Annotated in this window: 20 protein-coding genes, 2 tRNA genes and 2 pseudogenes; 9 read left to right on the top strand and 15 right to left on the bottom strand. The window is 71.3% G+C overall.

Annotated elements, in window-relative coordinates:
• Positions 1 to 24 precede the first annotated feature (24 nt).
• Complete coding sequence (gene leuC, locus A5643_RS09715) at positions 25 to 1,437, bottom strand: 3-isopropylmalate dehydratase large subunit (protein ID WP_066854339.1); 1,413 nt, start codon at positions 1,435 to 1,437, stop codon at positions 25 to 27.
• A gap of 35 nt (positions 1,438 to 1,472) precedes the next feature.
• Here leuC and A5643_RS09710 point away from each other — a divergent pair, with 35 nt between their 5' ends.
• Both A5643_RS09710 and A5643_RS09705 read left to right on the top strand, forming a co-directional pair.
• Entirely contained in the window at positions 1,473 to 2,174 is a 702-nt protein-coding gene (locus A5643_RS09710) for an IclR family transcriptional regulator (RefSeq protein ID WP_066854337.1), read from the top strand.
• A 21-nt stretch (positions 2,175 to 2,195) separates the two neighbouring features.
• Positions 2,196 to 2,699 (top strand): pyridoxamine 5'-phosphate oxidase family protein, encoded by a 504-nt coding sequence (locus A5643_RS09705; protein WP_066854335.1) that lies wholly within the window; start codon positions 2,196 to 2,198, stop codon positions 2,697 to 2,699.
• Between the two features lie 54 nt (positions 2,700 to 2,753).
• On the opposite strand, the gene A5643_RS09700 is transcribed toward A5643_RS09705, so the two are convergent.
• The 5 genes from A5643_RS09700 to A5643_RS09680 all read right to left on the bottom strand — a co-directional run bounded on the left by A5643_RS09700 (position 2,754) and on the right by A5643_RS09680 (position 5,992).
• Positions 2,754 to 2,826 (bottom strand) — tRNA-Glu (locus A5643_RS09700).
• Positions 2,827 to 2,898: 72 nt separating this feature from the next.
• Positions 2,899 to 2,970: transfer RNA gene (locus A5643_RS09695), tRNA-Gln, on the bottom strand.
• Positions 2,971 to 3,076: 106 nt separating this feature from the next.
• The gene (gene gltX / locus A5643_RS09690; RefSeq protein WP_066854333.1) at positions 3,077 to 4,543 is read right to left on the bottom strand and encodes a glutamate--tRNA ligase; all 1,467 of its coding nucleotides are present in this window, start codon (positions 4,541 to 4,543) and stop codon (positions 3,077 to 3,079) included.
• Positions 4,540 to 5,355, bottom strand: a complete 816-nt coding sequence (locus tag A5643_RS09685; protein ID WP_066854331.1) for a fumarylacetoacetate hydrolase family protein — start codon at positions 5,353 to 5,355, stop codon at positions 4,540 to 4,542. The genes gltX and A5643_RS09685 overlap by 4 nt, the downstream gene beginning before the upstream one ends.
• A 19-nt stretch (positions 5,356 to 5,374) precedes the next feature.
• On the bottom strand, positions 5,375 to 5,992 hold the full coding sequence (locus tag A5643_RS09680; protein ID WP_066854461.1) for a TetR/AcrR family transcriptional regulator: 618 nt from the start codon (positions 5,990 to 5,992) through the stop codon (positions 5,375 to 5,377).
• A gap of 84 nt (positions 5,993 to 6,076) precedes the next feature.
• Between A5643_RS09680 and A5643_RS09675 the strand changes: the two genes are divergently transcribed.
• Positions 6,077 to 7,294, top strand: coding sequence for an oxygenase MpaB family protein (locus tag A5643_RS09675; protein WP_066854329.1), 1,218 nt, complete (start codon positions 6,077 to 6,079; stop codon positions 7,292 to 7,294).
• A gap of 57 nt (positions 7,295 to 7,351) precedes the next feature.
• Positions 7,352 to 8,581 (top strand): MFS transporter, encoded by a 1,230-nt coding sequence (locus tag A5643_RS09670; RefSeq protein WP_066854327.1) that lies wholly within the window; start codon positions 7,352 to 7,354, stop codon positions 8,579 to 8,581.
• Between the two features lie 133 nt (positions 8,582 to 8,714).
• Here A5643_RS09670 and A5643_RS09665 read toward each other — a convergent pair whose 3' ends face one another.
• Both A5643_RS09665 and A5643_RS18185 read right to left on the bottom strand, forming a co-directional pair.
• Complete coding sequence (locus A5643_RS09665; protein ID WP_066854324.1) at positions 8,715 to 9,260, bottom strand: MmpS family transport accessory protein; 546 nt, start codon at positions 9,258 to 9,260, stop codon at positions 8,715 to 8,717.
• 77 nt (positions 9,261 to 9,337) lie between these two features.
• Complete coding sequence (locus A5643_RS18185) at positions 9,338 to 10,093, bottom strand: hypothetical protein (RefSeq protein ID WP_156628730.1); 756 nt, start codon at positions 10,091 to 10,093, stop codon at positions 9,338 to 9,340.
• Positions 10,094 to 10,193: 100 nt separating this feature from the next.
• Here A5643_RS18185 and A5643_RS09655 point away from each other — a divergent pair, with 100 nt between their 5' ends.
• Positions 10,194 to 11,393: an MFS transporter gene (locus A5643_RS09655; RefSeq protein ID WP_066854321.1), complete on the top strand. Its 1,200-nt coding sequence runs from the start codon at positions 10,194 to 10,196 to the stop codon at positions 11,391 to 11,393.
• A gap of 7 nt (positions 11,394 to 11,400) precedes the next feature.
• Here A5643_RS09655 and A5643_RS09650 read toward each other — a convergent pair whose 3' ends face one another.
• Together A5643_RS09650 and serA are read right to left on the bottom strand one after the other, a co-directional pair.
• Positions 11,401 to 12,411 (bottom strand): 3-isopropylmalate dehydrogenase, encoded by a 1,011-nt coding sequence (locus tag A5643_RS09650; protein ID WP_066854459.1) that lies wholly within the window; start codon positions 12,409 to 12,411, stop codon positions 11,401 to 11,403.
• Between the two features lie 8 nt (positions 12,412 to 12,419).
• Positions 12,420 to 14,006, bottom strand: coding sequence for a phosphoglycerate dehydrogenase (serA, locus tag A5643_RS09645; RefSeq protein ID WP_066854319.1), 1,587 nt, complete (start codon positions 14,004 to 14,006; stop codon positions 12,420 to 12,422).
• Between the two features lie 87 nt (positions 14,007 to 14,093).
• Here serA and A5643_RS09640 point away from each other — a divergent pair, with 87 nt between their 5' ends.
• The gene (locus tag A5643_RS09640; protein WP_066854317.1) at positions 14,094 to 15,524 is read left to right on the top strand and encodes a phytoene desaturase family protein; all 1,431 of its coding nucleotides are present in this window, start codon (positions 14,094 to 14,096) and stop codon (positions 15,522 to 15,524) included.
• Positions 15,525 to 15,644: 120 nt separating this feature from the next.
• On the opposite strand, the gene ilvC is transcribed toward A5643_RS09640, so the two are convergent.
• Genes ilvC through A5643_RS09625 form a run of 3 tightly spaced genes read right to left on the bottom strand, consistent with a single transcriptional unit; the run spans position 15,645 to position 19,069 of the window.
• On the bottom strand, positions 15,645 to 16,658 hold the full coding sequence (gene ilvC, locus A5643_RS09635) for a ketol-acid reductoisomerase (protein WP_066854315.1): 1,014 nt from the start codon (positions 16,656 to 16,658) through the stop codon (positions 15,645 to 15,647).
• Between the two features lie 36 nt (positions 16,659 to 16,694).
• Positions 16,695 to 17,219 (bottom strand): acetolactate synthase small subunit, encoded by a 525-nt coding sequence (gene ilvN / locus A5643_RS09630; RefSeq protein ID WP_066854313.1) that lies wholly within the window; start codon positions 17,217 to 17,219, stop codon positions 16,695 to 16,697.
• On the bottom strand, positions 17,219 to 19,069 hold the full coding sequence (locus tag A5643_RS09625; RefSeq protein WP_066854312.1) for an acetolactate synthase large subunit: 1,851 nt from the start codon (positions 19,067 to 19,069) through the stop codon (positions 17,219 to 17,221). Before A5643_RS09625 ends, ilvN begins: the two co-directional genes overlap by 1 nt.
• A gap of 324 nt (positions 19,070 to 19,393) precedes the next feature.
• Here A5643_RS09625 and A5643_RS09620 point away from each other — a divergent pair, with 324 nt between their 5' ends.
• The gene (locus A5643_RS09620) at positions 19,394 to 19,732 is read left to right on the top strand and encodes a PH domain-containing protein (RefSeq protein ID WP_066854457.1); all 339 of its coding nucleotides are present in this window, start codon (positions 19,394 to 19,396) and stop codon (positions 19,730 to 19,732) included.
• Position 19,733: 1 nt separating this feature from the next.
• Here A5643_RS09620 and A5643_RS09615 read toward each other — a convergent pair whose 3' ends face one another.
• On the bottom strand, positions 19,734 to 20,579 hold the full coding sequence (locus tag A5643_RS09615) for a DoxX family protein (RefSeq protein ID WP_066854310.1): 846 nt from the start codon (positions 20,577 to 20,579) through the stop codon (positions 19,734 to 19,736).
• 136 nt (positions 20,580 to 20,715) lie between these two features.
• On the opposite strand from A5643_RS09615, the gene A5643_RS09610 reads away from it, so the two are divergent.
• Entirely contained in the window at positions 20,716 to 21,834 is a 1,119-nt protein-coding gene (locus A5643_RS09610; RefSeq protein ID WP_066854308.1) for a PQQ-dependent sugar dehydrogenase, read from the top strand.
• 173 nt (positions 21,835 to 22,007) lie between these two features.
• Positions 22,008 to 22,589: pseudogene (locus tag A5643_RS18685) on the top strand (DUF222 domain-containing protein); the annotation flags it as partial.
• Between the two features lie 39 nt (positions 22,590 to 22,628).
• Here the strand turns inward: A5643_RS18685 and A5643_RS18925 are convergent.
• Positions 22,629 to 22,864, bottom strand: a pseudogene (locus tag A5643_RS18925) (DUF222 domain-containing protein); the annotation flags it as partial.

The following is a 22,864-nucleotide window of genomic DNA, read 5'->3' as shown; positions in this document are numbered from 1 at the left end:
GTGTTCTCCTGCGTGCGGGTGGGGTCAGTCCAGATCGGCCGGGGAGGACAGGGTCCCGCGCACCGCGGTGGCGGCGGCGACCGCGGGCGACACCAGGTGGGTTCGCCCGCCGCGGCCCTGCCGGCCTTCGAAGTTGCGGTTCGAGGTTGAGGCGCAACGCTCCCCGGCAGACAACTGGTCGGGGTTCATTCCCAGGCACATCGAGCAGCCGGCCTGGCGCCACTGGGCGCCCGCGGCGGTGAAGATCTCGCCCAGCCCCTCTTCTTCGGCCTGGGCGCGCACCCGCATCGAGCCGGGCACGATCAGCATCCGCACCCCGTCGGCCACGGTGCGGCCGCGCAGGACCTCGGCGACCACCCGCAGGTCCTCGATGCGCCCGTTGGTGCAGGACCCGACGAACACCACGTCCACGCCGATGTCGCGCATCGGGGTTCCGGGCTGAAGGTCCATGTAGGCCAGGGCTTTCTCCGCCGCGCGGCGGGCGACCTCGTCGACCATCATCTCCGGGTCGGGGACGGCCTGGCCCAACGGGACACCCTGACCCGGGTTGGTCCCCCAGGTCACGAACGGGCTGAGTTCGGCGGCGTCGAGGTAGACCTCGGTGTCGAACTCGGCGCCCTCGTCGGTGCGCAGCCGGTCCCATGCGGCCACCGCTTCGTCCCACTGCGCCCCGCGCGGGGCGTGCGGCCGGTCGCGCAGGAACTCGTAGGTGGTGGCGTCCGGGGCGATCATGCCGGCCCGGGCACCGGCTTCGATGCTCATGTTGCACACCGTCATCCGGGCCTCCATCGACAGTGCCTCGATGGCACTGCCGCGGTACTCGATGACGTGGCCCTGACCACCGCCGGTGCCGATCTTGGCGATGACCGCCAGGATCAGGTCCTTGGCGCTGACCCCGGGCGGCAGCTCGCCGTCGACGTTGACCGCCATCGTCTTGAACGGCCGCAGCGACAGGGTCTGGGTGGCCAGCACATGCTCGACCTCGGAGGTGCCGATGCCCATCGCCAGCGCGCCGAAGGCGCCGTGGGTGGAGGTGTGGGAGTCCCCGCAGACGACGGTGGTGCCCGGCTGGGTCAGCCCGAGCTGCGGGCCGATGATGTGCACGATGCCCTGGTCGATGTCGCCCATCGGGTGCAGGCGGATGCCGAACTCCTCGCAGTTGCGGCGCAGCGTCTCGACCTGGGTGCGCGACACCGGGTCGGCGATCGGCCGGTCGATGTGGATCGTCGGCACGTTGTGATCCTCGGTGGCGATGGTCAGGTCGGGCCGGCGCACCGGCCGCCCGGCCAGCCGCAGACCGTCGAAGGCCTGCGGGCTGGTGACCTCGTGGACCAGGTGCAGATCGATGTAGATCAGGTCGGGTTCGGTGCCGCCGCCGGAGACCACCACGTGCTGGTCCCACACCTTCTGCGCCATCGTGCGCGGCTGCTCGTTCATTATGATCTCACAATCTGAGACGTTAATATCTCTCTATGAGACAGGATAGCGGCATCGGCGTGCTCGACAAAGCCGTGGGGGTGCTCTGGGCGGTCTCGCAGTCCCCCTGCGGGCTGGCCGAACTGTGCGACCGCACCGGGTTGCCGCGGGCCACCGCCCACCGGCTGGCCGCCGGCCTGGAGGTCCACCGGCTGCTCGCCCGCGACGGCGACGGCCGGTGGCAGCTGGGCCACGCGGTCACCGAGCTGGCCGCCCACGTCACCGACCCGCTGTTGGCCGCCGGCGCGGCGATCCTGCCCCAGCTGCGCGAAACCACCGGGGAGAGCGTGCAGCTCTACCGCCGCGACGGCAGCTGGCGGGTCTGCGTCGCCGCGCTGGAGCCGGCCGCCGGGCTGCGCGACACCGTCCCGATCGGGGCCCGGCTGCCGATGACCGCCGGCTCGGGCGCGCGGGTGCTGCTGGCCTACGCCGACCCGGAGACCCAGCGGGCGGTGCTGCCGCAGGCCCGGTTCGGCGAACGCACCCTGGCCGAGGTGCGCCGCCGCGGCTGGGCGCAGAGCGCCGCCGAGCGCGAGCCGGGGGTGGCCAGCGTCTCCGCACCGGTGCGCGACGCCCGCGGCGAGGTGATCGCCGCGGTGTCGGTCTCCGGGCCGATCGACCGGATGGGCAGACGCCCCGGCGAGCGGTGGGCCGGTGACCTGGTCGGCGCCGCCGACGCGCTGACCCAGCGGCTGTGAGCGCCTGCCAGACTTGGGCGCATGGGAACCAATCAGCGCGCACAGATCGTCATGTCCGAAGCCGAGATCGCCGAGTTCGTCACCACCAGCCGCACCGGGACGCTGGCCACCGTGGGCCGCGACGGCCAGCCGCACCTGACCGCCATGTGGTACGCCGTGCTCGACGGGGAGATCTGGCTGGAGACCAAGGCGAAGTCGCAGAAGGCGGTCAACCTGCGCCGCGACCCGCGGGTGAGCTTCCTCATCGAGGGCGGCCACACCTACGACACCTTGCGCGGGGTGTCGTTCGAGGGCGTGGCCGAACTCGTCGAGGAGGACGCCGACACGCTGTTCCGGGTCGGGGTCAGCGTCTTCGAGCGCTACACCGGGCCGTACTCCGAGGAGATGAAGCCGGCGGTCGACATGATGATGAACAAGCGGATCGCGGTGCGCATCGTGCCGCGGCGCACCCGGTCCTGGGACCATCGCAAGCTGGGCCTGCCGGCGATGCCGGTGGGCGGTTCCACCGCCCCGGCCGTCGGCTAGCGCCCCGGCAGACGAAAGTCCCCCATTCCGAGTGGAATGGGGGACTTTGTGCTGTAGCCCCGATGGGATTCGAACCCACGCTACCGCCGTGAGAGGGCGGCGTCCTAGGCCGCTAGACGACGGGGCCAGAACCGATCCGGGCTGCCAGCATAGCCCACATCGGGGCGCCCACCTAATCGTGCTCGATGAGCGCACTTCGCTGGGGTACCAGGACTCGAACCTAGAATGGCTGAACCAGAATCAGCTGTGTTGCCAATTACACCATACCCCATTAGCTGCCAAAACCGCTGGTCGCAGCGGATTTCGCCCGTTTTCCAGCGAGCTGCGGGCCACCGCGACCGGCCATTACGGGCCGTGGTGCAGACTACCAAAGATTTTCAGACCACTTCGTCGGGGATGCCCGCGGCCGCGTCGCGCAGCCGCGCCAGGCTGCGCTCGCGGCCGAGCAGCTCCAGGGATTCGAACAGCGGCGGGCTGACCACCGAGCCGGTCGCGGCCACCCGGACCGGCCCGAACGCCTTGCGGGGTTTGAGCTCCAGACCCTCGATCAGCGCGGCTTTCAACGCGGCCTCGATGTCGGCGGCCGCCCAGCGCGCCACCCCGTCGAGCGCCCCGACCGCGGCGTCGAGCACCGGGCGGGCCTGCGGGCGCAGTTCCTTGGCGACCGCGCGTGGATCCAGGGTGTAGGCGGCGTCGTTAAGGAAACCGAGCAGCGCCCAGGCGTCGCCGAGCACCACGACGCGGGTCTGCACCAGCTCCGCGGCGATGCCGAACTGCTCGTCGGACAGGCCGGTGTCATGGCCGTGCGCGGCGAAGTAGGCCGCCAGCCGGGCAGCGAACTCGGCCGGCGCCAGCCGCCGGATGTGCTCGGCGTTGATCGCGTCGGCCTTCTTCTGGTCGAAGCGCGCCGGGTTGGAGTTGACGTCGACCACGTCGAAGGCGGCGACCATCTCGGACATGTCGAACACGTCGCGGTCGTCGGCGATCGACCAGCCCAGCAGCGCCAGGTAGTTCAACAGCCCTTCGGGGATGAACCCGCGGTCACGGTGGGCGAACAGGTTGGATTGCGGGTCGCGTTTGGACAGCTTCTTGTTGCCCTCCCCCAAAACGCTGGGCAGGTGCCCGAATTCGGGTACCCGCTCGGCGACCCCGATCCGGATCAGCGCCCGGTAGAGCGCGATCTGCCGCGGCGTCGAGGGCAGCAGGTCCTCGCCGCGCAGCACGTGGGTGATCTTCATCAACGCGTCGTCGACCGGGTTGACCAGGGTGTAGAGCGGATCCCCGCTGGCGCGGGTCAACGCGAAGTCGGGCACCGTGCCGGCGGCGAAAACCGTCTCGCCGCGCACCAGGTCGTGCCAGACCAGGTCCTCGTCGGGCATCCGCAGCCGCAGCACCGGGCGGCGGCCCTCGGCGCGGAACGCGGCGCGCTGCTCGTCGGTGAGGTCGCGGTCGTGGTTGTCATAGCCCAGTTTGGGGTTGCGGCCGGCGGCGCGGTGGCGCGCCTCCACCTCCTCGGCGGTGGAGAACGCTTCGTAGGCTTCGCCGGCCGCCAGGAGTCGTTCGACCACGTCGCGGTGGATGTCCTTGCGCTCGGATTGCCGGTAGGGCCCGTAGGGTCCGCCCACCTCGGGTCCCTCGTCGTAGTCGAGGTTCAGCCAGCGCAGCGCGTCCAGCAGCGCGCGGTAGCTCTCCTCGCTGTCGCGTTCGGCGTCGGTGTCCTCCAGCCGGAACACCAGGGTGCCGCCGGTGTGGCGGGCGTAGGCCCAGTTGAACAGGGCCGTGCGGATCAACCCCACATGCGGGGTGCCGGTGGGCGACGGGCAGAACCTGACCCGGACCGTCATCGCTCTCCTCCGCTTTCTGCTCGGCCGGCACTACTTCCCTTGCGCAGTCCTTTGCGGACAACGGGATTGGCCAGGGTGCCGATCCCCTCGACGGTGATCGCGACGGTGTCGCCGTGCTCGATCGGGCCGACGCCCTCCGGTGTGCCGGTGAGGATCAGGTCGCCGGGCAGCAGCGTCATCACCGCCGAGACCCACTCGACGATGGCGCCGATGTCGTGCAGCATCAGCGACGTTCGGCTCCGCTGCTTGACCTCGCCGTTGACCTCGGTGCGCAGTTCGAGGTCGGCGGGGTCGACGTCGGTGACGATCCACGGGCCGACCGGGCAGAACGTGTCGTGGCCTTTCGCCCGGGCCCACTGCCCGTCGGCCTGCTGTTGGTCGCGGGCCGAGACGTCGTTGGCGATGGTGTAGCCCAGGATGTGTTCGGCGGCCCGGGCGGCGGGCACGTCCTTGCAGGGCCGGCCGATGACCGCGGCCAGCTCCCCTTCGTAGTGCACCGGTGCGGCGTTGACGGGCAACTGAATCGGCACATTCGGGCCGATGATCGCGGTGTTGGGCTTGAGGAAGATCACCGGGTCGGCGGGGGCGTCACCGCCCATCTCCGCGGCGTGCGCGGCGTAGTTCTTGCCGACGCAGATCACCTTGGTGGCCAGGATGGGCGCCAGCAGCCGGACGTCGGCCAGCGGCCAGGACCGGCCGGTGAATGTCGGAGTGCCGAACGGGTGTTCGGCGATTTCCCGCGCCGCCGGCGGGTCACCCTCGATGCTGACGAAAGCGACCCCGTCGGGGCTGGCGATTCGACCCAGGTGCATTCGTGACAGCCTAGCGACGTCAGCGCGCCGGCTGGCGGGCGGTGACCATCGTGACCAGGAAGTCCTCCAGATGCTCGCGGCTGACGTCGAGTTCGCCGCGCAGCCACAGCGTCACGACCTCGAAGCCGCCGGCGACCAGGGTCAGCGCCGCCAGGTCGATGTCGGGATCGATCCGCTGCTGACCGGCCAGCAGCGCCCGGCCCTGCTCGGCCATCACGGTGGCGAGCATCTTGACCAGGTCGCGCCAGCGGGACCGCAGCGCCTCGGTGGTCTGCGCCTCGATCAGCAGCCGACCGCGCCTGCTGTCGGCGCACAGGAAGTCCAGCCCGCTGCTCATCGCCGCCCGGGCGCGCTGCACCGGATCGGCCGGGGCGGACTCGATGGCGGGCAGCAGCGTGGCGAACGCCCGGGTGTTCTGCTCCTCGAAGACGGCCAGCACCAACTCGTCGACGGTGCGGAAACTCTCATAGAAGTAGCGGTCGTTGAGCCGGGCGCGGACGCAGACCCCGCGCACGGTGACCGCGGCGACCCCGTCGGCGGCGATGGTGTCCAGCGCCGCGTCGAGCAGCGCCGCCTGCCGCCGGGACTGTCGCTCGCTTCCGGTGGCGCCGCCGTAGGTCCGCGCCGTCTCCGCCATGCCGCCCATTGTCACATCCCTTGACCGCCCCGAACATCTGGTGAAGACTGTCACCAGATGCCGTGAACGGGAGGTAACCCCACGATGACCACCGCCGACCAGAAGCTGCCCACCCCGCCTTTCCTGCAGAATTTCCCGTTCAACGTATTCCTGCGGGTGCTGGCGCCACGCGATCTGGCGGCCACCGAAGCGCAGCGGGAATCGTTTCGGGCCTGGTCGCAGATCGGCGACCCGCTCGCCGACGACGTGGTGCGGATGATCCAGCGGCTGCCCACCGGAGAGGGCCGCCGGCTCTTCGAGATCGCCGTGGACCAGGGCATCGACGCCGTGACCGACCCGCCGGAGGAGCTGGTCGCGTTCTTCGCCCAGGTCGACGAGCGGCCCTACTGGCTCGACGACGCCAAGCTCGCGCTCGCCGCGCGGGTGACCATGCGCACCGGGCTGTGGGGCATCGGGTTCGCGCTGCCCGGCCTGGCGCTGACCGGCGGGTACCTGGCCTCCAAGGCCGACAAGCCGCTGGTGGGCACCGGGGACCTGCGCCGGATGGCGCCGCGCCGGCTCAACGAGACCGCCACCTGGTTCATCGACGCCACCTCCCCGGGCGGGCTGGAGCGTTTCGCGCCGGGCTTCACCGGCACGCTGCGGGTGCGGTTGATGCACGCGATCGTGCGGTCGGCGATGTGCCGCCGCGAGGACTGGGATTTCGAGAACTGGGACCACCCGCTCAACCAGGCCCAGATGGCCGGCACCGTGATGCTGTTCTCGCTGGCGAACCTGGTCGGCTGCCAGGCGATGGGGCTGCGGTTCTCCGAGCGGGAACGCGACGCGGTCTTCCACCTGTGGCGCTACGTGGGCCAGCTGATGGGTGTGGACCGCGAGCTGATGCCGGTCGACGAGGCCGACACCTGGCGGATGTTCTGGCTGCAGGCCGACACCGAATTCCTGCCCGACGAGGACTCCAAGGCGCTGGCCGAGGCGCTGCACGGCGGCCAGCCCGACGACGACCTGCCGATGTCGGTCGCGCGGGCGGTGCTGTCCTCCTACAGCCGGCTGGTGTTGGGCAAGGTCAACGCCGACCAGCTGGGCCTGCTGGACAGCAAACCGTTGCAGGCGGCCGTGCTGGGCATCTCGGCGGTGAACCGGGTGATGGAGTTCCAGCGGGTGATCCCCGGGATGACCCGGCTCAACGAGGAGATCGGTCACTGGACGCGCCGGAAGTTCGTCGGCCGCGGCTTCACCGAGACCGGTGGTGACCGCAGCTACCGCCGCCACGACAAACTGGTGATGGCCAAGACCGGCTGACCACCGCGCCCGTTCGCACGCCCCGCGTCGCCGCGCCGGGTGTGGCACCATCGATCGGTGGCCGCCGACTCGATCAGCACCGCGACGCGATGGTGGATCCTGATCGTCTCGCTGGCGGCGACGTTGTGCGCCTTCACCTTCATCAACGGGGTCGCGTTCGTCATCCCGATGCTGGAGAGCAAACGCGACACCAACCTCGCCCAGGCCGGCCTGCTCGCCTCGATGCCCAGCGCCGGGATGGTGCTGACCCTCTACGGGTGGGGCTACCTGCTGGACCGCATCGGCGAGCGGGTGGTGCTCAGCTTCGGCATGGCGTTGACCGGCGCGGCGTGTTTCGCCGCCGCCTCGATGCATTCCCTGTTGGCGGTGGGGATCTTCCTGTTCGTGGGCGGGATGGCGGCCGCGTGCGCCAACACCGCCAGCGGGCGGCTGGTGGCGGGCTGGTTCCCGGCGCATCAGCGCGGCCTGGTGATGGGTATCCGCCAGACCGCCCAGCCGTTGGGGATCGCGCTGGGCGCCATGGTGATCCCCCGCTTCGCCCAGCACGGCCTGGAGCCGGCGCTGAAGTTCCCGGCGATGATCTGCACGGTGGCCGCGGTGGCGTGCGCGCTGGGGGTGATCGATCCGCCGCGCGCGCCGCTGGCCGCCGCGCCGCCGGAGGAACTCGCCAGCCCCTACCGCGGGTCGTCGCTCCTGTGGCGCATCCACGCCACCTCGGCGGTGATGATGGTGCCCCAGGCGGTGATCTCGACGTTCATGCTGGTCTGGCTGATCCGCGAGCAGCACCTGTCGATCACCACGGCCGGGGCGCTGGTCACGCTGGCGCAGCTGCTCGGCGCGGCGTTCCGGGTGGCGGCCGGCCGCTGGTCGGACCGGGTCGGGTCCCGGCTGCGGCCGGTGCGCACGCTGGCGGTGGCCGGTTCGGTGGCGATGGTGCTGTTGGGTGTGACCGCCTACCTGGGTTCACCGGCGGCGACCGCGGCGATCGTCACCGCGGCGGTGATCACGGTGCTCGACAACGGGTTGGCCTCCACCGCGATCGCCGAGGTGGCCGGACCGTACTGGAGCGGGCGTGCGCTAGGTGCGCAGAACACCAGCCAGCGGCTGACCGCCGCGGCCGCTCCCCCGGTCTTCGGCGCCGTCATCGGCGCGGTCGGCTATCCGATGGCGTTCGTCGCGTGCGGGGTGGTCGTGCTCGCCGCGTGGCCGCTGGTTCCCGTCGGCGCGCGGCCAGGTAAAGGCGAGCGAACCGCGGCGGCAACCGATTCGGAGTCAGCCAGCCGTTAGTCACCCTCAAGCCAACGTCGTGCACATACGACCCGTGTCACACTGTCGCAAGATCTCGTCGCCGCGCTTGATGACGAGCGTGATGTCGGGGTCGTCGGCGAAGAGTCACACCGGCTCGGTGGCCCGGGCCGGCTCAGGTGGTCGCGTAATCGCAGACCCCGATGCCCGCGCAGGTCTTGAGCACCGTGTTGCCGCGCTTGATCCGCAGCGTGATGTCCACCGGCTCTTCATCGTTGAGGTCCAACGGACGGGCGAGGAAGCTGAGGAACCGTGGCTCCGGCGCCAGCGTGATCGACCAGGGCAGTTGCGCGACGGTGTCGTTGAACTGCAGGCCGTCGAAGTCGGTGTAGAGCACCGCCAGCGGTGCGTCGAGATCACCGGTGATCTCGTAGGTGACCTCGTTGACGGGCACGACGCTCGTGGTGTCCTCGCCCGGCGCGGCGGTAGCGCGGTCCTTGCCGTCCCAGGACCGGTTCGCCAATGCGGCTGCCGCGGCGATCACCAGCACCACGACCACCGCCACCGCCGCACCGATGAGCCACGGCTTCTTGCTCCGGCGCTCCGGCACGAACTGCGTTTGCGGTACGGCGATCTCCTGGGTCTGGGCGTCGTCGGCCGCGCCCGGCCACACCGGGGGCTGCTGGCCGGGGCCGGGTCCGCCGTGCTCCGGGTTCGTCATTGCGGCAGCCTAACACCGGATTCGCCGCGCCCCGGGCGAACCGGGTCAGCCGGCTGCCGGCCCGCGCGGCGACCGGGTCAACTGCTCAAGACCGCGCACGGTGTCATGCCGTCACACTTCTTGAGCACCTCGCCGCCGCGTTTGATCGTGAACGTGATGTCGGGCATCTCACTGAAATCGCTCGGGACGGCGAAAATGCTGGGAAACATCGGCTCCGGCGATACCGTCACCGACCACGGCAGGCTGCTCACGGTCTCGTCGACGACGCCGTCGGCGCCGATGTAGGTGACCGTCAACGAACCGCGGCTGCTTCCGGTGATCTCGTAGGTGATGCCCTCGGCGGGAGCCTCGCTGGCGCTGGTGCTCACCCCCGGTTTCCCCGGCGTCGACGACGGCTTGTTGTCGGATTTGTCGGACCCGCCGGCCAGCATCACCACCGCGGCCACCAGGATCACCAGGACGAGCAGGACGGCACCGATGATCCACGGCAGTTTGCTCGTCGGCGGCGGACCGCCCGGCGGCACGCCCAACTCGCCGTACGGGGATCCGCCGTAGGGACCGGCGCCGTACGGCTGAGCGCCGTAGGGCTGGGCACCATAAGGCTGAGCACCGTACGGCTGGGCGCCATAGGGATCGGCCCCATAGGGTTGCCCGCCATAGGGCTGAGCACCGTACGGCGGGCTCCCGTAGGGCGGGCCACCCTGGGGCGGGCCGCCCTGGGGAGCGGGCGGCCAACCGGAGGGCTGCTGCCCGTAAGGCTGGGCGCCGTAGGGCTGACCGCCCTGCGGCGGCTGCTGGCCATACGGCGGCCCCCCGTACTCCTGATTTGGCATTACGGCAGCCTAACACCGCATTCCGGCACCCGAGCGCGGCAAAGTCGGGCCCGCGGCGGCGGGCGCAACCCCGCCGCGCGCGCTGTGGCACCATCGGTCGATGCCATCGCGGAGCGCCGGTCCCGCCCGCCGCTGGCTCATGCTCGCCCTGGCCCTGGCCGCGACGATGTGCGCCAACGTGTTCATCAACGGCGTCGCGTTCCTCATCCCCACCCTGCACAGCGACCGCGGACTCGATCTCGCCCGCGCCGGGCTGATGTCGGCGCTGCCGAGTTTCGGCATGGTGCTCACCCTGATCGCCTGGGGCTACCTGGTCGACCGCGCCGGGGAACGGCGCGTGCTGTGGGCCGGCTCCGCGCTGACCGCCGCAGCCGCATTCGGCGCCGCCGCAACCGATTCCCTGACCGGCACCGGCGTCTTCCTGCTGCTGGGCGGGATGGCCGCGGCGTCGAGCAACACCGCCAGCGGGCGGCTGGTGGTCGGCTGGTTCCCCGCCCATCAGCGCGGCCTGGCCATGGGCATCCGCCAAACCGCCCAGCCGCTGGGGGTCGCGCTCGGCGCGCTGGTGATCCCCAACCTGGCCCGGCACGGCATCGGGGTCGCGCTGCTGTTCCCGGCGACGATCTGCGCGGTGGCGGCGCTGGCCTGTGCCGTGGGGGTCCTCGACCCGCCGCGCCCGCCGCGCGCCGAGGCGCCCGACGAACACCTGGCCAACCCCTACCGCGGGTCGGCGCTGCTGTGGCGCATCCACGCCATGTCGGTGCTGCTGGTGGTGCCGCAGGTGCTGGTGTGGACGTTCATGCTGGTGTGGCTGATGAGTTCGCGGGGCTGGTCGGCACCGGCCGCCGGCGCCCTGGTCACGGTCAGCCAGCTGCTCGGCGCCGCCGGGCGGATCGCGGCCGGCCGCTGGTCGGACCGGCTCGGCTCCCGGCTGCAACCGATCCGCACCATCGCCGCCGCCGCGGCGCTGGCGATGCTGGCCCTGGCGATCTGCGACCGGCTGGGCTCACCGCTGGCGATCGCGGTGATGGTGCTCGCCTCGGTGATCACGGTCTCCGACAACGGGCTGGCGTTCACCGCGATCGCCGAGATCGCCGGCCCGTTCTGGAGCGGACGGGCGCTGGGCGCCCAGAACACCAGCCAGCTGTTCGCCGCGGCGGTGGCCCCGCCGCTGTTCGGCGGCCTGATCGGGGTGTTCGGCTATCCGGTCGCCTTCGCGGTCTGCGCCCTGTTCCCGCTGGCCGCGATGCCGGTGGTGCCGGCCGACCCGCCGGCCCGCCGACTCGCCACCGACGCCTAACGGACGCCTAGAGCAGGCCCGCGATCCGGTCGCCGACCTCCCGGGTCGAGCGCGCCACGTCGCCGCGGCTGGCCAGGTGCTGCTCGACGGCCTTGTCCACCCGCGCGGCCGCCGCGTCATGGCCCAGGTGGGCGAGCATCAGCGCGACCGACATGATCGCCGCGGTCGGGTCGGCCACCCCCTGCCCGGCGATGTCCGGGGCGCTGCCGTGCACCGGCTCGAACATCGACGGGTTGGTGCCGGTGGCGTCGATGTTGCCCGACGCGGCCAGCCCGATGCCGCCGCTGACCGCGCCGGCCAGGTCGGTGATGATGTCGCCGAACAGGTTGTCGGTGACGATGACGTCGAACCGGCCCGGGTCGGTGACCAGATAGATGGTGGCCGCGTCGACGTGACAGTAAGCGGTCTCCACGTCAGGGTACTCCGCCCCGATCTCGGCGACGGTGCGCGACCACAGCGACCCGGCGTAGGCCAGCACGTTGTTCTTGTGCACCAAAGTCAGGTGCTTGCGCCGCTGCCGCGCCCGCTCGAAGGCGTAGCGCACCACCCGCGCCACCCCGTAGGCGGTGTTGACGCTGACCTCGGTGGCCACCTCGTACACGGTGCCGGTGCGGATCGCGCCGCCGTTGCCGGTGTAGGGCCCCTCGGTGCCCTCCCGCACCACCTGGAAGTCGATCTGCGGATCCCCGGCCAGCGGGCTGGCCACCCCGGGGTAGAGCCGGCTCGGCCGCAGGTTGACGTGGTGGTCCAGGGCGAACCGCGCGGTCAGCAGCAGCCCGCGCTCCAGCACGCCCGACGGCACCGACGGGTCGCCGATCGCGCCGAGCAGGATCGCGTCGTGGGCGCGCAGCTCGTCGAGCACGCCGTCGGGCAGCACCTCCCCGGTGGCGTGATAGCGCCGCGCGCCCAGGTCGTAGTCGGTGGTCTGCACGCCGGGCAGCACCACGTCGAGCACCTTCAGCGCCTCGGCGGTGACCTCCGGGCCGATCCCGTCGCCGCCGATGACGGCCAGTTTCAGCGACGCGGTCATGACAGGTCCACCACCTCGAGCTTGCTGGCGCCGACCGCCGCGCCGATCGCCGCGCGCACGTCGGCGGGCACGTCGCTGTCCAGCCGCAGCAGGATGGTGGAGTTGGGGCCGGCCACGTCCTCGGAGAGCTGGGCGGCGGCGATGTTGATCCCGGCCTCGCCGAGCAGGGTGCCGATCTTGCCCAGCGCACCGGGCTGGTCGTCGTAGTTGATGATCAGGTTCATCCCCTCGGCGCGCAGGTCGAAGTTGCGCCCGTTGATGCTGGCGATCTTCTCGACCTGCTCCGGGCCGGCGAGTGTCCCGGCGACCGAGACCACGGTGCCGTCGGCGCCGACCGCGTCGACCTCCACCACGCTGCGGAACTTCGGGCTCTCGCTGGCCACGGTCAGCTCGGCGGTCACCCCGCGCTCCTGGGCCAGCGCCGGCGCGTTGACGAACGTCACCGGGTCCTCGATCACCGCGGAGAACAACCCGCGAACCGCCGAAAGCTTCAGCACCTCAACCTGTTCGGCGGCCAGCTCACCGCGGACCTGCACCCCAAGCGAAGCGGGCAGCCCGTCGGACAGCACCCCGGCCAGCACACCGAGTTTGCGCACCAGGTCCAGCCACGGCACCACCGCCTCGCCGACCGCGCCGCCGGCGACGTTGACCGCGTCCGGCACGAAATCGCCGGCCAGCGCCAGCCGCACGCTCTTGGCGACGTCGGTGCCGGCCCGGTCCTGCGCCTCGGCGGTGGAGGCGCCCAGGTGCGGGGTCACCACCACCTGCGGCAGGTCGAACAGCGGCGAGTCGGTGCACGGCTCGGTGGCGAACACGTCCAGGCCGGCGGCGCGCACGTGCCCGCTGACGACCGCGTCGGCCAGCGCCGCCTCGTCGATCAGCCCGCCGCGGGCCGCGTTGACGATGATCACCCCCGGCTTGGTCTTGGCCAGCGCCTCCCGGCCGATCAGCCCGGCGGTCTCCGGCGTCTTGGGCAGATGCACGGAGATGAAGTCGGCGCGCGCCAACAGCTCGTCGAGGCTGAGCAACTCGATGCCCAGCTGGGCGGCCAGCGCCGGCGACACGTACGGGTCGTAGGCGATGATGTGCGCGCCGAACGCGGCCAGCCGCGAGGCGACCAGCTGCCCGATGCGCCCCAGCCCGACGACCCCGACGGTGTGGTCGTAGATCTCGGTGCCGGAGAACGACGACCGCTTCCAGGTGCGCTCGCGCAGCGTGGTGTCGGCGGGCGGGATCTGCCGGGCCGCGGCCAGCATCAGCGCGATCGCGTGCTCGGCGGCGCTGTGGATGTTGGAGGTGGGCGCGTTGACCACCAGCACGCCGCGGGCGGTGGCGGCGTCGACGTCGACGTTGTCCAGCCCCACCCCGGCGCGGGCGACGATCTTGAGTTTCGGCGCGGCGGCCAGCACCTCGGCGTCCACGGTGGTCGCCGAGCGCACCAGCAGCGCGTCGGCCTCCGGCACCGCGGCCAACAGTTTGGGCCGGTCGGGGCCATCCACCCAGCGCACCTCGACCTGGTCGCCGAGGGCGGCGACGGTCGATTCGGCGAGTTTGTCGGCGATCAGAACAATGGGCAAGCTCACCCGGCCAGCCTAATGGGCGCGCCGACGCCGCCGGGCCGCGGGCGGGCCCACCCGGCGACCCCGGCATCAACGCCCTAGCATCCCCGTATGGACGTCACCGTGGTCGGCAGCGGACCCAACGGGTTGGCCGCCGCGGTGATCTGCGCGCGCGCCGGGCTGCGGGTGCAGGTCTTCGAGGCGCAGCCCACCCCCGGCGGCGGCGCCCGCACCGCCGCGGACCCGGAGTTCCCCGGCGTCCGGCACGACATCTGCTCGGCGGTGCACCCGCTGGCGCTGGCCTCCCCGTTCTTCGCCGCGTTCGACCTGCCCGCCCGCGGTGTGCAGCTGGTCAGCCCGCCGATCTCCTACGCCAACCCGCTGGAGGGCCGGCCCGCCGCGATCGCCTACCGCGACGTGGCGCGCACCTGCGCGGAACTGGACGACGGCGGCTCCTGGCGGCGGCTGCTGGAACCGATGGCGCGGCACGACGACGCGGTGGTCGGGTTCCTGCTCGGCGACAAACGCTCGATCCCGTCCCATCCGGTGACGGTCGCCCGACTCGGCCTGCGGATGCTGGCACAGGGGACCCCGGCGTGGGGGCTGTTGCGCGGGGACGACGCCCGGGCACTGTTCACCGGCGTTGCGGCGCACACGATCTCGCCGATGCCGTCGCTGACCGCGGCCGGCGCCGGCATGATGCTGGCCACCCTCGGTCACACCGTCGGCTGGCCGATCCCGGTCGGCGGCAGCCAGGCCATCGTCGACGCCCTCATCGCCGACCTGCGCGCCCACGGCGGGCAGTTGGCCACCGGCACCGAGGTCACCGAACCGCCCGCCGGGGTGGTGCTCTACGACACCGCCCCGACCGCACTGCTCGACATCTACCGCGACGCCCTGCCGAGCCGCTACGCCAAGGCGCTGCGCCGCTACACCTTCGGCGCCGGGGTGACCAAGGTGGATTTCGTGCTCTCCGGCGAGATCCCGTGGCGCGATCCGCGCCTGGCGACCGCCCCCACCCTGCACCTGGGCGGAACCCGTGAGCGGATGGCCCGCGCCGAGGCCGACGTGGCCGCCGGCCGCCACCCCGACTGGCCGATGGTGTTGGCCGCGCTACCGCACCTGGCCGATCCCGCCCGGATCGACGCCGAAGGCCGTCGCCCGCTGTGGACCTACGCCCACGTGCCCGCCGGTTCGCCGCTGGATCAGACCGAGGCGGTCACCGCCGTCGTCGAGCGGTTCGCGCCGGGTTTCCGCGACCTCGTCGTCGCCGCGCGCTGCGTGCCCGCCGACCGGATGGCCGACCACAACGCCAACTACGTGGGCGGGGACATCGGTGTGGGCGGCAACTCGGTGTGGCGCGCGCTGACCGGCCCCACCCCGCGGGTCAACCCCTGGGCCACCCCCATCAAGGGCGCCTACCTGTGCTCGGCGGCAACCCCGCCCGGTGGCGGCGTGCACGGCATGGCCGGCTACTACGCCGCCCGCACGGTGCTGCACCGCGAGTTCGGCATCAGCGAACTGCCCGACCTGGCGCCGTAATCCGGCCCGCCGTACTCCCCCGCCCGCCCCGGCCGCCGCGAAACAGAAGCCACGCAGGTGTGCTCTCGCACTTTTCCTGCGTGGCTTCTGCCTCGGCGAAACGCCGGAAATCGCGGCGGCTCAGGCGGTCTCGGTGATCGGCCGGTCCACCCAGCTCATCAGGTCGCGCAGCTTCTTGCCGGTGACCTCGATGGGGTGCTCGGCGTTCTCCTTGCGCAGCGCCTCGAGCTCCTTGTTGCCGCCCTCGACGTTGGCGACCAGCCGCTTGACGAAGCTGCCGTTCTGGATGTCGCGCAGGATCTCCCGCATCCGCTCCTTGGTGCCCGCGTCGATCACCCGCGGACCGGACAGGTAGCCGCCGAACTCGGCGGTGTCGGACACCGAGTAGTTCATCCGTGCGATCCCGCCCTCATACATCAGGTCGACGATCAGCTTGAGTTCGTGCAGCACCTCGAAATACGCCAACTCCGGGGCGTAGCCCGCCTCGACCATCACCTCGAAACCGGTCTTGACCAGTTCCTCGGTGCCGCCGCACAGCACGGCCTGCTCACCGAAGAGGTCGGTCTCGGTCTCGTCTTTGAAGGTGGTCTTGATGACCCCGGCGCGCGCCCCGCCGATCGCCTTGGCATACGACAGCGCCAGCGCCTCACCGTTTCCGGTCGGGTCCTGGTCGATCGCGATCAGGCACGGCACGCCCTTGCCGTCGACGAACTGGCGGCGCACCAGGTGGCCGGGCCCCTTGGGGGCCACCATGCCGACGGTGATGTTGTCGGCGGGCTGGATCAGGTCGAAGTGGATGTTGAGCCCGTGGCCGAAGAACAGCGCGTCGCCGTCGTTGAGGTTCGGCTCGATGTCGTTTTTGAAGATCTCGGCCTGCGCGGTGTCGGGCGCCAGCAGCATGATCACGTCGGCCCACCGGGCCACCTCGGCCGGGGTGCCGACCTCCAGGCCCTGCTCCTCGACCTTCGGCCGGGACTTGGAGCCCTCCTTGAGGCCGACCTTCACCGGCACACCGGAGTCGCGCAGGCTCAGTGAGTGCGCGTGGCCCTGGCTGCCGTAGCCGATCACCGCGACCTTGCGGCCCTGGATGATCGACAGGTCCGCATCGTCGTCGTAGAACGTCTGCACTGCCACGTGTTTCTTCTCCTTCAGTTATTCAGCGGAAAACTCTTACTTGCCCGACCCCATGCCACGCGGACCGCGCGACAGGGTGACCAGACCGGACTGGGCGATCTCCTTGATGCCGAACGGCTCGAGCACCCGCAGCAGCGCCTCGAGCTTCTCCGGCGTGCCGGTGGTCTCGACGGTGAGCGACTCGGTGGATACGTCGACGACCTTGGCGCGGAACAGGTTCACCGCCTCCACCACCTGCCCGCGGGTGGTGACGTCGGCGCGGACCTTGATCAGGGCGAGCTCGCGGGAGACCGAGTTCTCCTCGACCTGCTCGACGATCTTGATGACGTTGATCAGCTTGTTGAGCTGTTTGGTCATCTGCTCCAGCGGGGTGTTCTCCACCGAGACGACGATCGTCATCCGCGAGATGCCCTTGGTCTCGGTGGCGCCCACCGCCAACGATTCGATGTTGAAGCCGCGGCGGGAGAACAGCGACGACACCCGGGCCAGCACCCCGGGGGTGTCCTCGACAAGCACCGACAGGGTGTGGGTGGTGATCGAGTAATTGTCGGTCGCGGTCATCAGGCGTGCCCCTCGTTGTCCTCGTCGTCGAAGAGCGGCCGGATGCCGTAGGCGGCCTGGATCTCATCGTTGCTGGTTCCGGCGGCCACCATCGGCCACACCTGGGCGTCGGCGCCGACGATGAAGTCGATCACCACCGGGCGGTCGGTGATCTCGCGTGCGGCGTTGATCACGTCTTCGACGTCTTCGGCACGCTCGCAACGCATTCCGACGCAGCCGAGCGCCTCGGCCAGTTTGACGAAATCCGGGATCCGGCGCGAGTGGGTGGCCAGGTCGGTCTGCGAGTAGCGCTCCCCGTAGAACAGGGTCTGCCACTGGCGGACCATGCCCAGGTTGCCGTTGTTGATCAGCGCGACCTTGATCGGCATGCCCTCGACCGCGCAGGTGGCCAGCTCCTGGCTGGTCATCTGGAAGCAGCCGTCGCCGTCGATGGCCCACACCTCGGCGTCCGGTGCACCGATCTGGGCGCCCATCGCCGCCGGGATCGCGAAGCCCATGGTGCCCAGCCCGCCGGAGTTCAGCCAGGTGCGCGGCTTCTCGTAGGAGATGAACTGCGCCGCCCACATCTGGTGCTGCCCCACCCCGGCGGCGTAGATCGCGTCCGGTCCGGCGATGCGGCCCAGCGTCTCGATGACGTACTCGGGGCTGAGGCTGCCGTCGCTCTGCGGCCCGTAGCTCAGCGGGTAGGTGGACCGGATGCCGTCGAGGTAGCGCCACCAGGCGGTCATCTCCAGCGGGCCGGTGAGCTCGCGGCGCAGCGCGGCGATCAGATCGGTGATCACGGCCTTGACGTCGCCGACGATCGGGACGTCGGCGTGCCGGTTCTTGCCGATCTCGGCGGGGTCGATGTCGGCGTGGATCACCTTCGCGTCGGGGGCGAAGGAGTCCAGCTGGCCGGTGACCCGGTCGTCGAAGCGGGCGCCGAGGGTGATCAGCAGGTCGCTGCGCTGCAGCCCGGCGACCGCCGCCACCGTGCCGTGCATGCCCGGCATGCCGAGGTGCTGGCGGTGGCTGTCGGGGAACGCCCCGCGCGCCATCAGCGTGGTGACCACCGGGATGCCGGTGAGCTCGGCCAGCTCGGCCAGCTCCGCGGTGGCGTCGCCGCGGATGACGCCGCCGCCGACGTAGAGCACCGGCCGGCTGGCGGCGGTGATCAGCTTCGCGGCCTCCCGGATCTGCCGGTTGTGCGGCTTGGTGTTCGGCTTGTAGCCCGGCAGCTGCAGCGTCGGCGGCCAGGCGAAGGTGCACTGCCCCTGCAGGATGTCCTTGGGGATGTCGACCAGCACCACCCCGGGGCGCCCGGACGCGGCGATGTGGAACGCCTCGGCCAGCACCCGCGGGATCTCGTCACCGTTGCGCACCAGGTAGTTGTGCTTGGTGATCGGCATGGTCACCCCGGAGATGTCCGCCTCCTGGAAGGCGTCGGTGCCGATCAGCTGCCTGCCGACCTGCCCGGTGATCGCGACGACCGGGATCGAGTCCATCTGCGCATCGGCCAGCGGGGTGACCAGGTTGGTCGCCCCCGGCCCGGAGGTGGCCATGCAGACCCCGACCCGGCCGGTGGCATGGGCGTAGCCGCTGGCGGCGTGGCCCGCGCCCTGTTCGTGGCGCACCAGGACGTGACGCACTTTCTTCGAGTCGAACAGCGGGTCGTAGACCGGCAGCACCGCCCCGCCGGGGATCCCGAAGATGACGTCGACGTCGAGTTCCTCCAGCGCGCGCACCACCGACTCGGCGCCGGTCAGTTGCTCGGGCTCGACCCGGCGCGGCGGCGGCGGCGCCGTCGGGGTACTCGGTTCCTCCCGGGTCGCCGCGGACCGGGGCGATGGTCGCGTGGTGGGTGCGCTCACGATGTCCTCTTCAGGTGGTGTCCATTGGGGGTCTGAGACAAGCAAAAACCCCCGCCAGCCAGCAGCTGCACGAGGGTTGCGCGTTGGTGCTCGAGTAACCGGGGTGGGCTAGTCAGCAGCCAACGCGCCGACCGAGTACTACGAGCATGCCGCGGTTGTTCACGCCTCAACGCTAGCTTCCGCACAGGTCAGCCGTCAAATATCGCCCGGCCGGCGAGCGGCCCGGCCGGTCCGGCCGCCACCGCCGACCGGCGAAGCCGTCGACGGTGCGATGATGCCCGGGTGAACGCGCCCGCCCCGCCCGTCGTGATCAAGATCTCGCCGATGGCCCACCTCGCCGTCGCCTTCTTCGCTCTCGGGTTGATGATCCCGGTGCTGAACTGGTCGTTCAGCCTGCCGTTGCTGCTGATCCCGGCGGCGATCTCGGTGTGGATCATCCGGCTGCGCACCGTGGCCGACGCCGACGGGGTGACCGCGCGCGGCCTGCTGGGCAGCCGGCGGATCTCCTGGTCGCAGATCGACGGGCTGCGGTTCACCAAGAGTTCGTGGGCGCGCGCCCATCTCACCGACGGCTCGGAGGTGCGGTTGCCCGCGGTGACGTTCGGGACGCTGCCCCGGCTCGCCGAGGTCAGCGGCGGGCGGGTGCCCAACCCGTACCGCTGACTCAGGCCAGCGGGTTGGCCCCGTTGAGCAGCACCCACATGGCGATGCCGCCGCCGATGCCGAGCAGCAGCGCCAGGAACGAGCCGATGAACGGCCGGCGCGACCAACCGCGTCCGGCGTCCAGGCCGTAGCGGCCGGGCCCGACCAGGATGATCGCCACGGCCAGCGCGATCAGGGTGAGCTGGTACTCATGGCCGTCGGGCAGGAAGAACGCGAAGCGTCCGGAGTCGGCGCTGATCGCGGCGAGCATGCCGTTGAGCAGGTAGGCCAGCACCCCGGCCGCGGCCAGCGGGGTGAACAGGCCCAGCACCAGCAGCAGGCCGGCGGTGATCTGGCCGCCGGCGGCGATGTAGGTCAGGAGGTCGGCGTGCTGGTAGCCGGCGTCGGCCAGCGAGTTCTTCAGCCCGCTGAGCCCGGCGCCGCCCCACCACCCGAACAGGTTCTGCAGCCCGTGGGCGATCAGCAGCCCGCCGAGGGTGACGCGCAGCACCAGCAGTCCCAGGTCCTGGGTGCCGCGCCGGGCTGCGGCGCGCACCCGCTCCTCGTGGTGGGCGTCCCAGTCGTCGGGCGCGGCGTGCCGGCCACCCGGCTGGACGCCGCCGGGCTGCACGTAGGGCAGCGGCTCGGGTTCGTGCAGCAGGTTGTAGCCCGAGTTGGACGGGTTGCCGCCGGGGTCGTTGGGGTTGTAGGGCGGGATCGCGGTGGTCTCGAAGTCGCCGGAGTAGCCCGCCGACGGCAGGTCGTCCTCGGGATCCACCAGGCGCGGCGAACCGGGTGCCTGCGGAGGGTTTGGGGTCACGGAATCCTCCGGTCGCTGCCAGGGCAAATCATCGGATTGACGGGGCACGCCTGACAGGGTAAGGGCAGAACCGGCCGAATTGGCGATTTGAGATGCCTCTTTTCCAGGGCGTATCCACACCGTTACCTTCCCCGCGCCAACGTCGCGTGGCGGGTGTCTCGCCGCGAACCGTAATCTGGCGGGCATGCGTGAACGCCGGAGACGCCAGCAGATGTTCGCCCTCGGGTGCGCGGCGCTGCTGGCCCTGGCCGGCTGCGCCCACTTCGACGACGCCCAGTCCGAGCCGTTCACCGAGGTCCCGCGGCTGGAACCGCCGCCACCGACCACCCCGAAGCCGCCCCCGCCGCTGCCCGCCGAACCGTTCCCCAAGGAATGCCCGGCGCCCGGGGTGATGCAGGGCTGTCTGGACAGCACCAGCGGGCTGATCATGGGCCCGACCGGCAAGACCGCGCTGGTCGCCGAGCGCACCACCGGCCTGATCAAGAACATCGCGGTGGATGCGGAGCCGACGGTCAAGACCAGCCTGGACGTCGACCCGACCGGCGACGGCGGGCTGATGGACATCGTGCTGTCGCCGACCTACGAGCAGGACCGGCTGATGTACGCCTACATCACCACCCCCACCGACAACCGGGTGATCCGCATCGCCGACGGCGACGTGCCCAAGGACATCCTCACCGGCATCCCCAAGGGGCCGACGGGCAACAGCGGGGCGCTGGTCTTCACCAGCCCGACCACGCTGATCGTGCTGACCGGCGACGCCGGGGACCCGGCCGCGGCGGCCGATCCGGCCTCGCTGGCGGGCAAGGTATTGCGCATCGAGCAGCCGACCACCGTCGGGCAGGCGCCGCCGACGACCGCGCTGAGCGGGATGGGTGCCGGCGGCGGCCTGTGTCTCGACCCGGCCGACCAGTCGCTCTACATCACCGACCGCACCCCGACCGGCGACCGGTTGCAGCGCATCACCAAGGAGTCGGAGTCCTCGGTGGTGTGGACCTGGCCGGACAAGCCCGGCATCGCCGGCTGCGCCGCGCTCGACGGCATGGTGCTGGTCAACCTGGTCGACACCAAGCAGACCGTGGTGGTCCAGGTCTCCGACAGCGGCTCGGTGACCGCCGACCCCGACGTGGTCCGCCAGGATGACCACGGCCACGCCTGGGCGTTGCGGCTCTCCCCCGACGGCAACATCTGGGGGGCGACGGTCAACCGCACCGCCGGCGATGCGGGAAAACTCGACGACGTGGTCTTCCCGTTGTTCAAGTCCGGCGGCGGGTTCCCGCGGCCCAACGAGGAGAAGTCCTAGCGGTCTCCTGGCGGCGGCCCGGAAGTCTCCTTGAGGTCCCGGCCGCCGGCCGGTCCCGTTCCGTTCCCGATGCCGTTACTGTCCCCTGTGGATAGTCACCGGACTGTGGATAACTCCAGCTCAGCGGCTGTTCTGCCGGGCGTCGTGTCGCCCCGCCGCGCTACTATTAGAACATGCGTTCGATCAGTTCGCGCGAGGAGATCGTCGAAGCCTTCGACGGCCTCGACGCCGCTCTGGACCGGGTGCTCGGCCTCGACTGCGACGCGCTGAGCACCCGCGAACGTCTGGCGCTGCTGCAGCGCTGCGAGAAGGTGCGGCGCCGGCTGCCGGCCGTCGAACACCCGCTGCTCAACGAGCTGGTGCGCTGCGGCGACCCGACCGAACTCGGCGGCAGCGTGGCCCACGCGCTGGCCGATCGATGCACCATCACCCGTGCCGACGCCAACCGCCGCATCCACGAGGCCGCCGACCTCGGCCCGCGCCGCTCGCTGACCGGCGACCGGCTGCCGCCGCTGCTGGAGCACACCGCGGCCGGGCAGCGCGCCGGCGACATCGGCGAGGGCCACATCAACGTCATCCGCGGTTTTCTGCGTCACCTGCCCGGCTTCGTCGGCGGCCCCGCCCGCGCCAAGGCCGAGCAGGAACTGGCCCGGCACGCCCGCGCGTTCCGCCCCGAGCAGCTCAGCAAGCTCGCCCAGCGGCTCGCCGACTGCCTCAACCCGGACGGCAACTTCAACGACGACGACCGCGCCCGCCGCCGCGGTCTGGTACTCGGCCGGCAGCAGGCCGACGGGATGAGCGAACTGCGCGGCGCTGCGCCGATCGGCGTCGACGGCCTCGGCGCTGGGGGTGCCGTCGACGGTCGGGGTGCTCTGCTCGGAGTTGCACATCCCGGGTGCGGCCAGTTTGGCCCAGGCGGCCTCCAGGGTGGCGCGCAGTTCCGGGCTGACGTAGCCGCGCAGTTCGCTCATCCCGTCGGCCTGCTGCCGGCCGAGTACCAGACCGCGGCGGCGGGCGCGGTCGTCGTCGT

It is taken from the genome of Mycobacterium sp. 1274756.6 (genome assembly GCF_001668625.1).
Classification (GTDB): Bacteria; Actinomycetota; Actinomycetes; order Mycobacteriales; family Mycobacteriaceae; genus Mycobacterium.
Note: the sequence above shows the minus strand (reverse complement) of the source record. Positions and strands in the feature narration are given on the sequence as shown.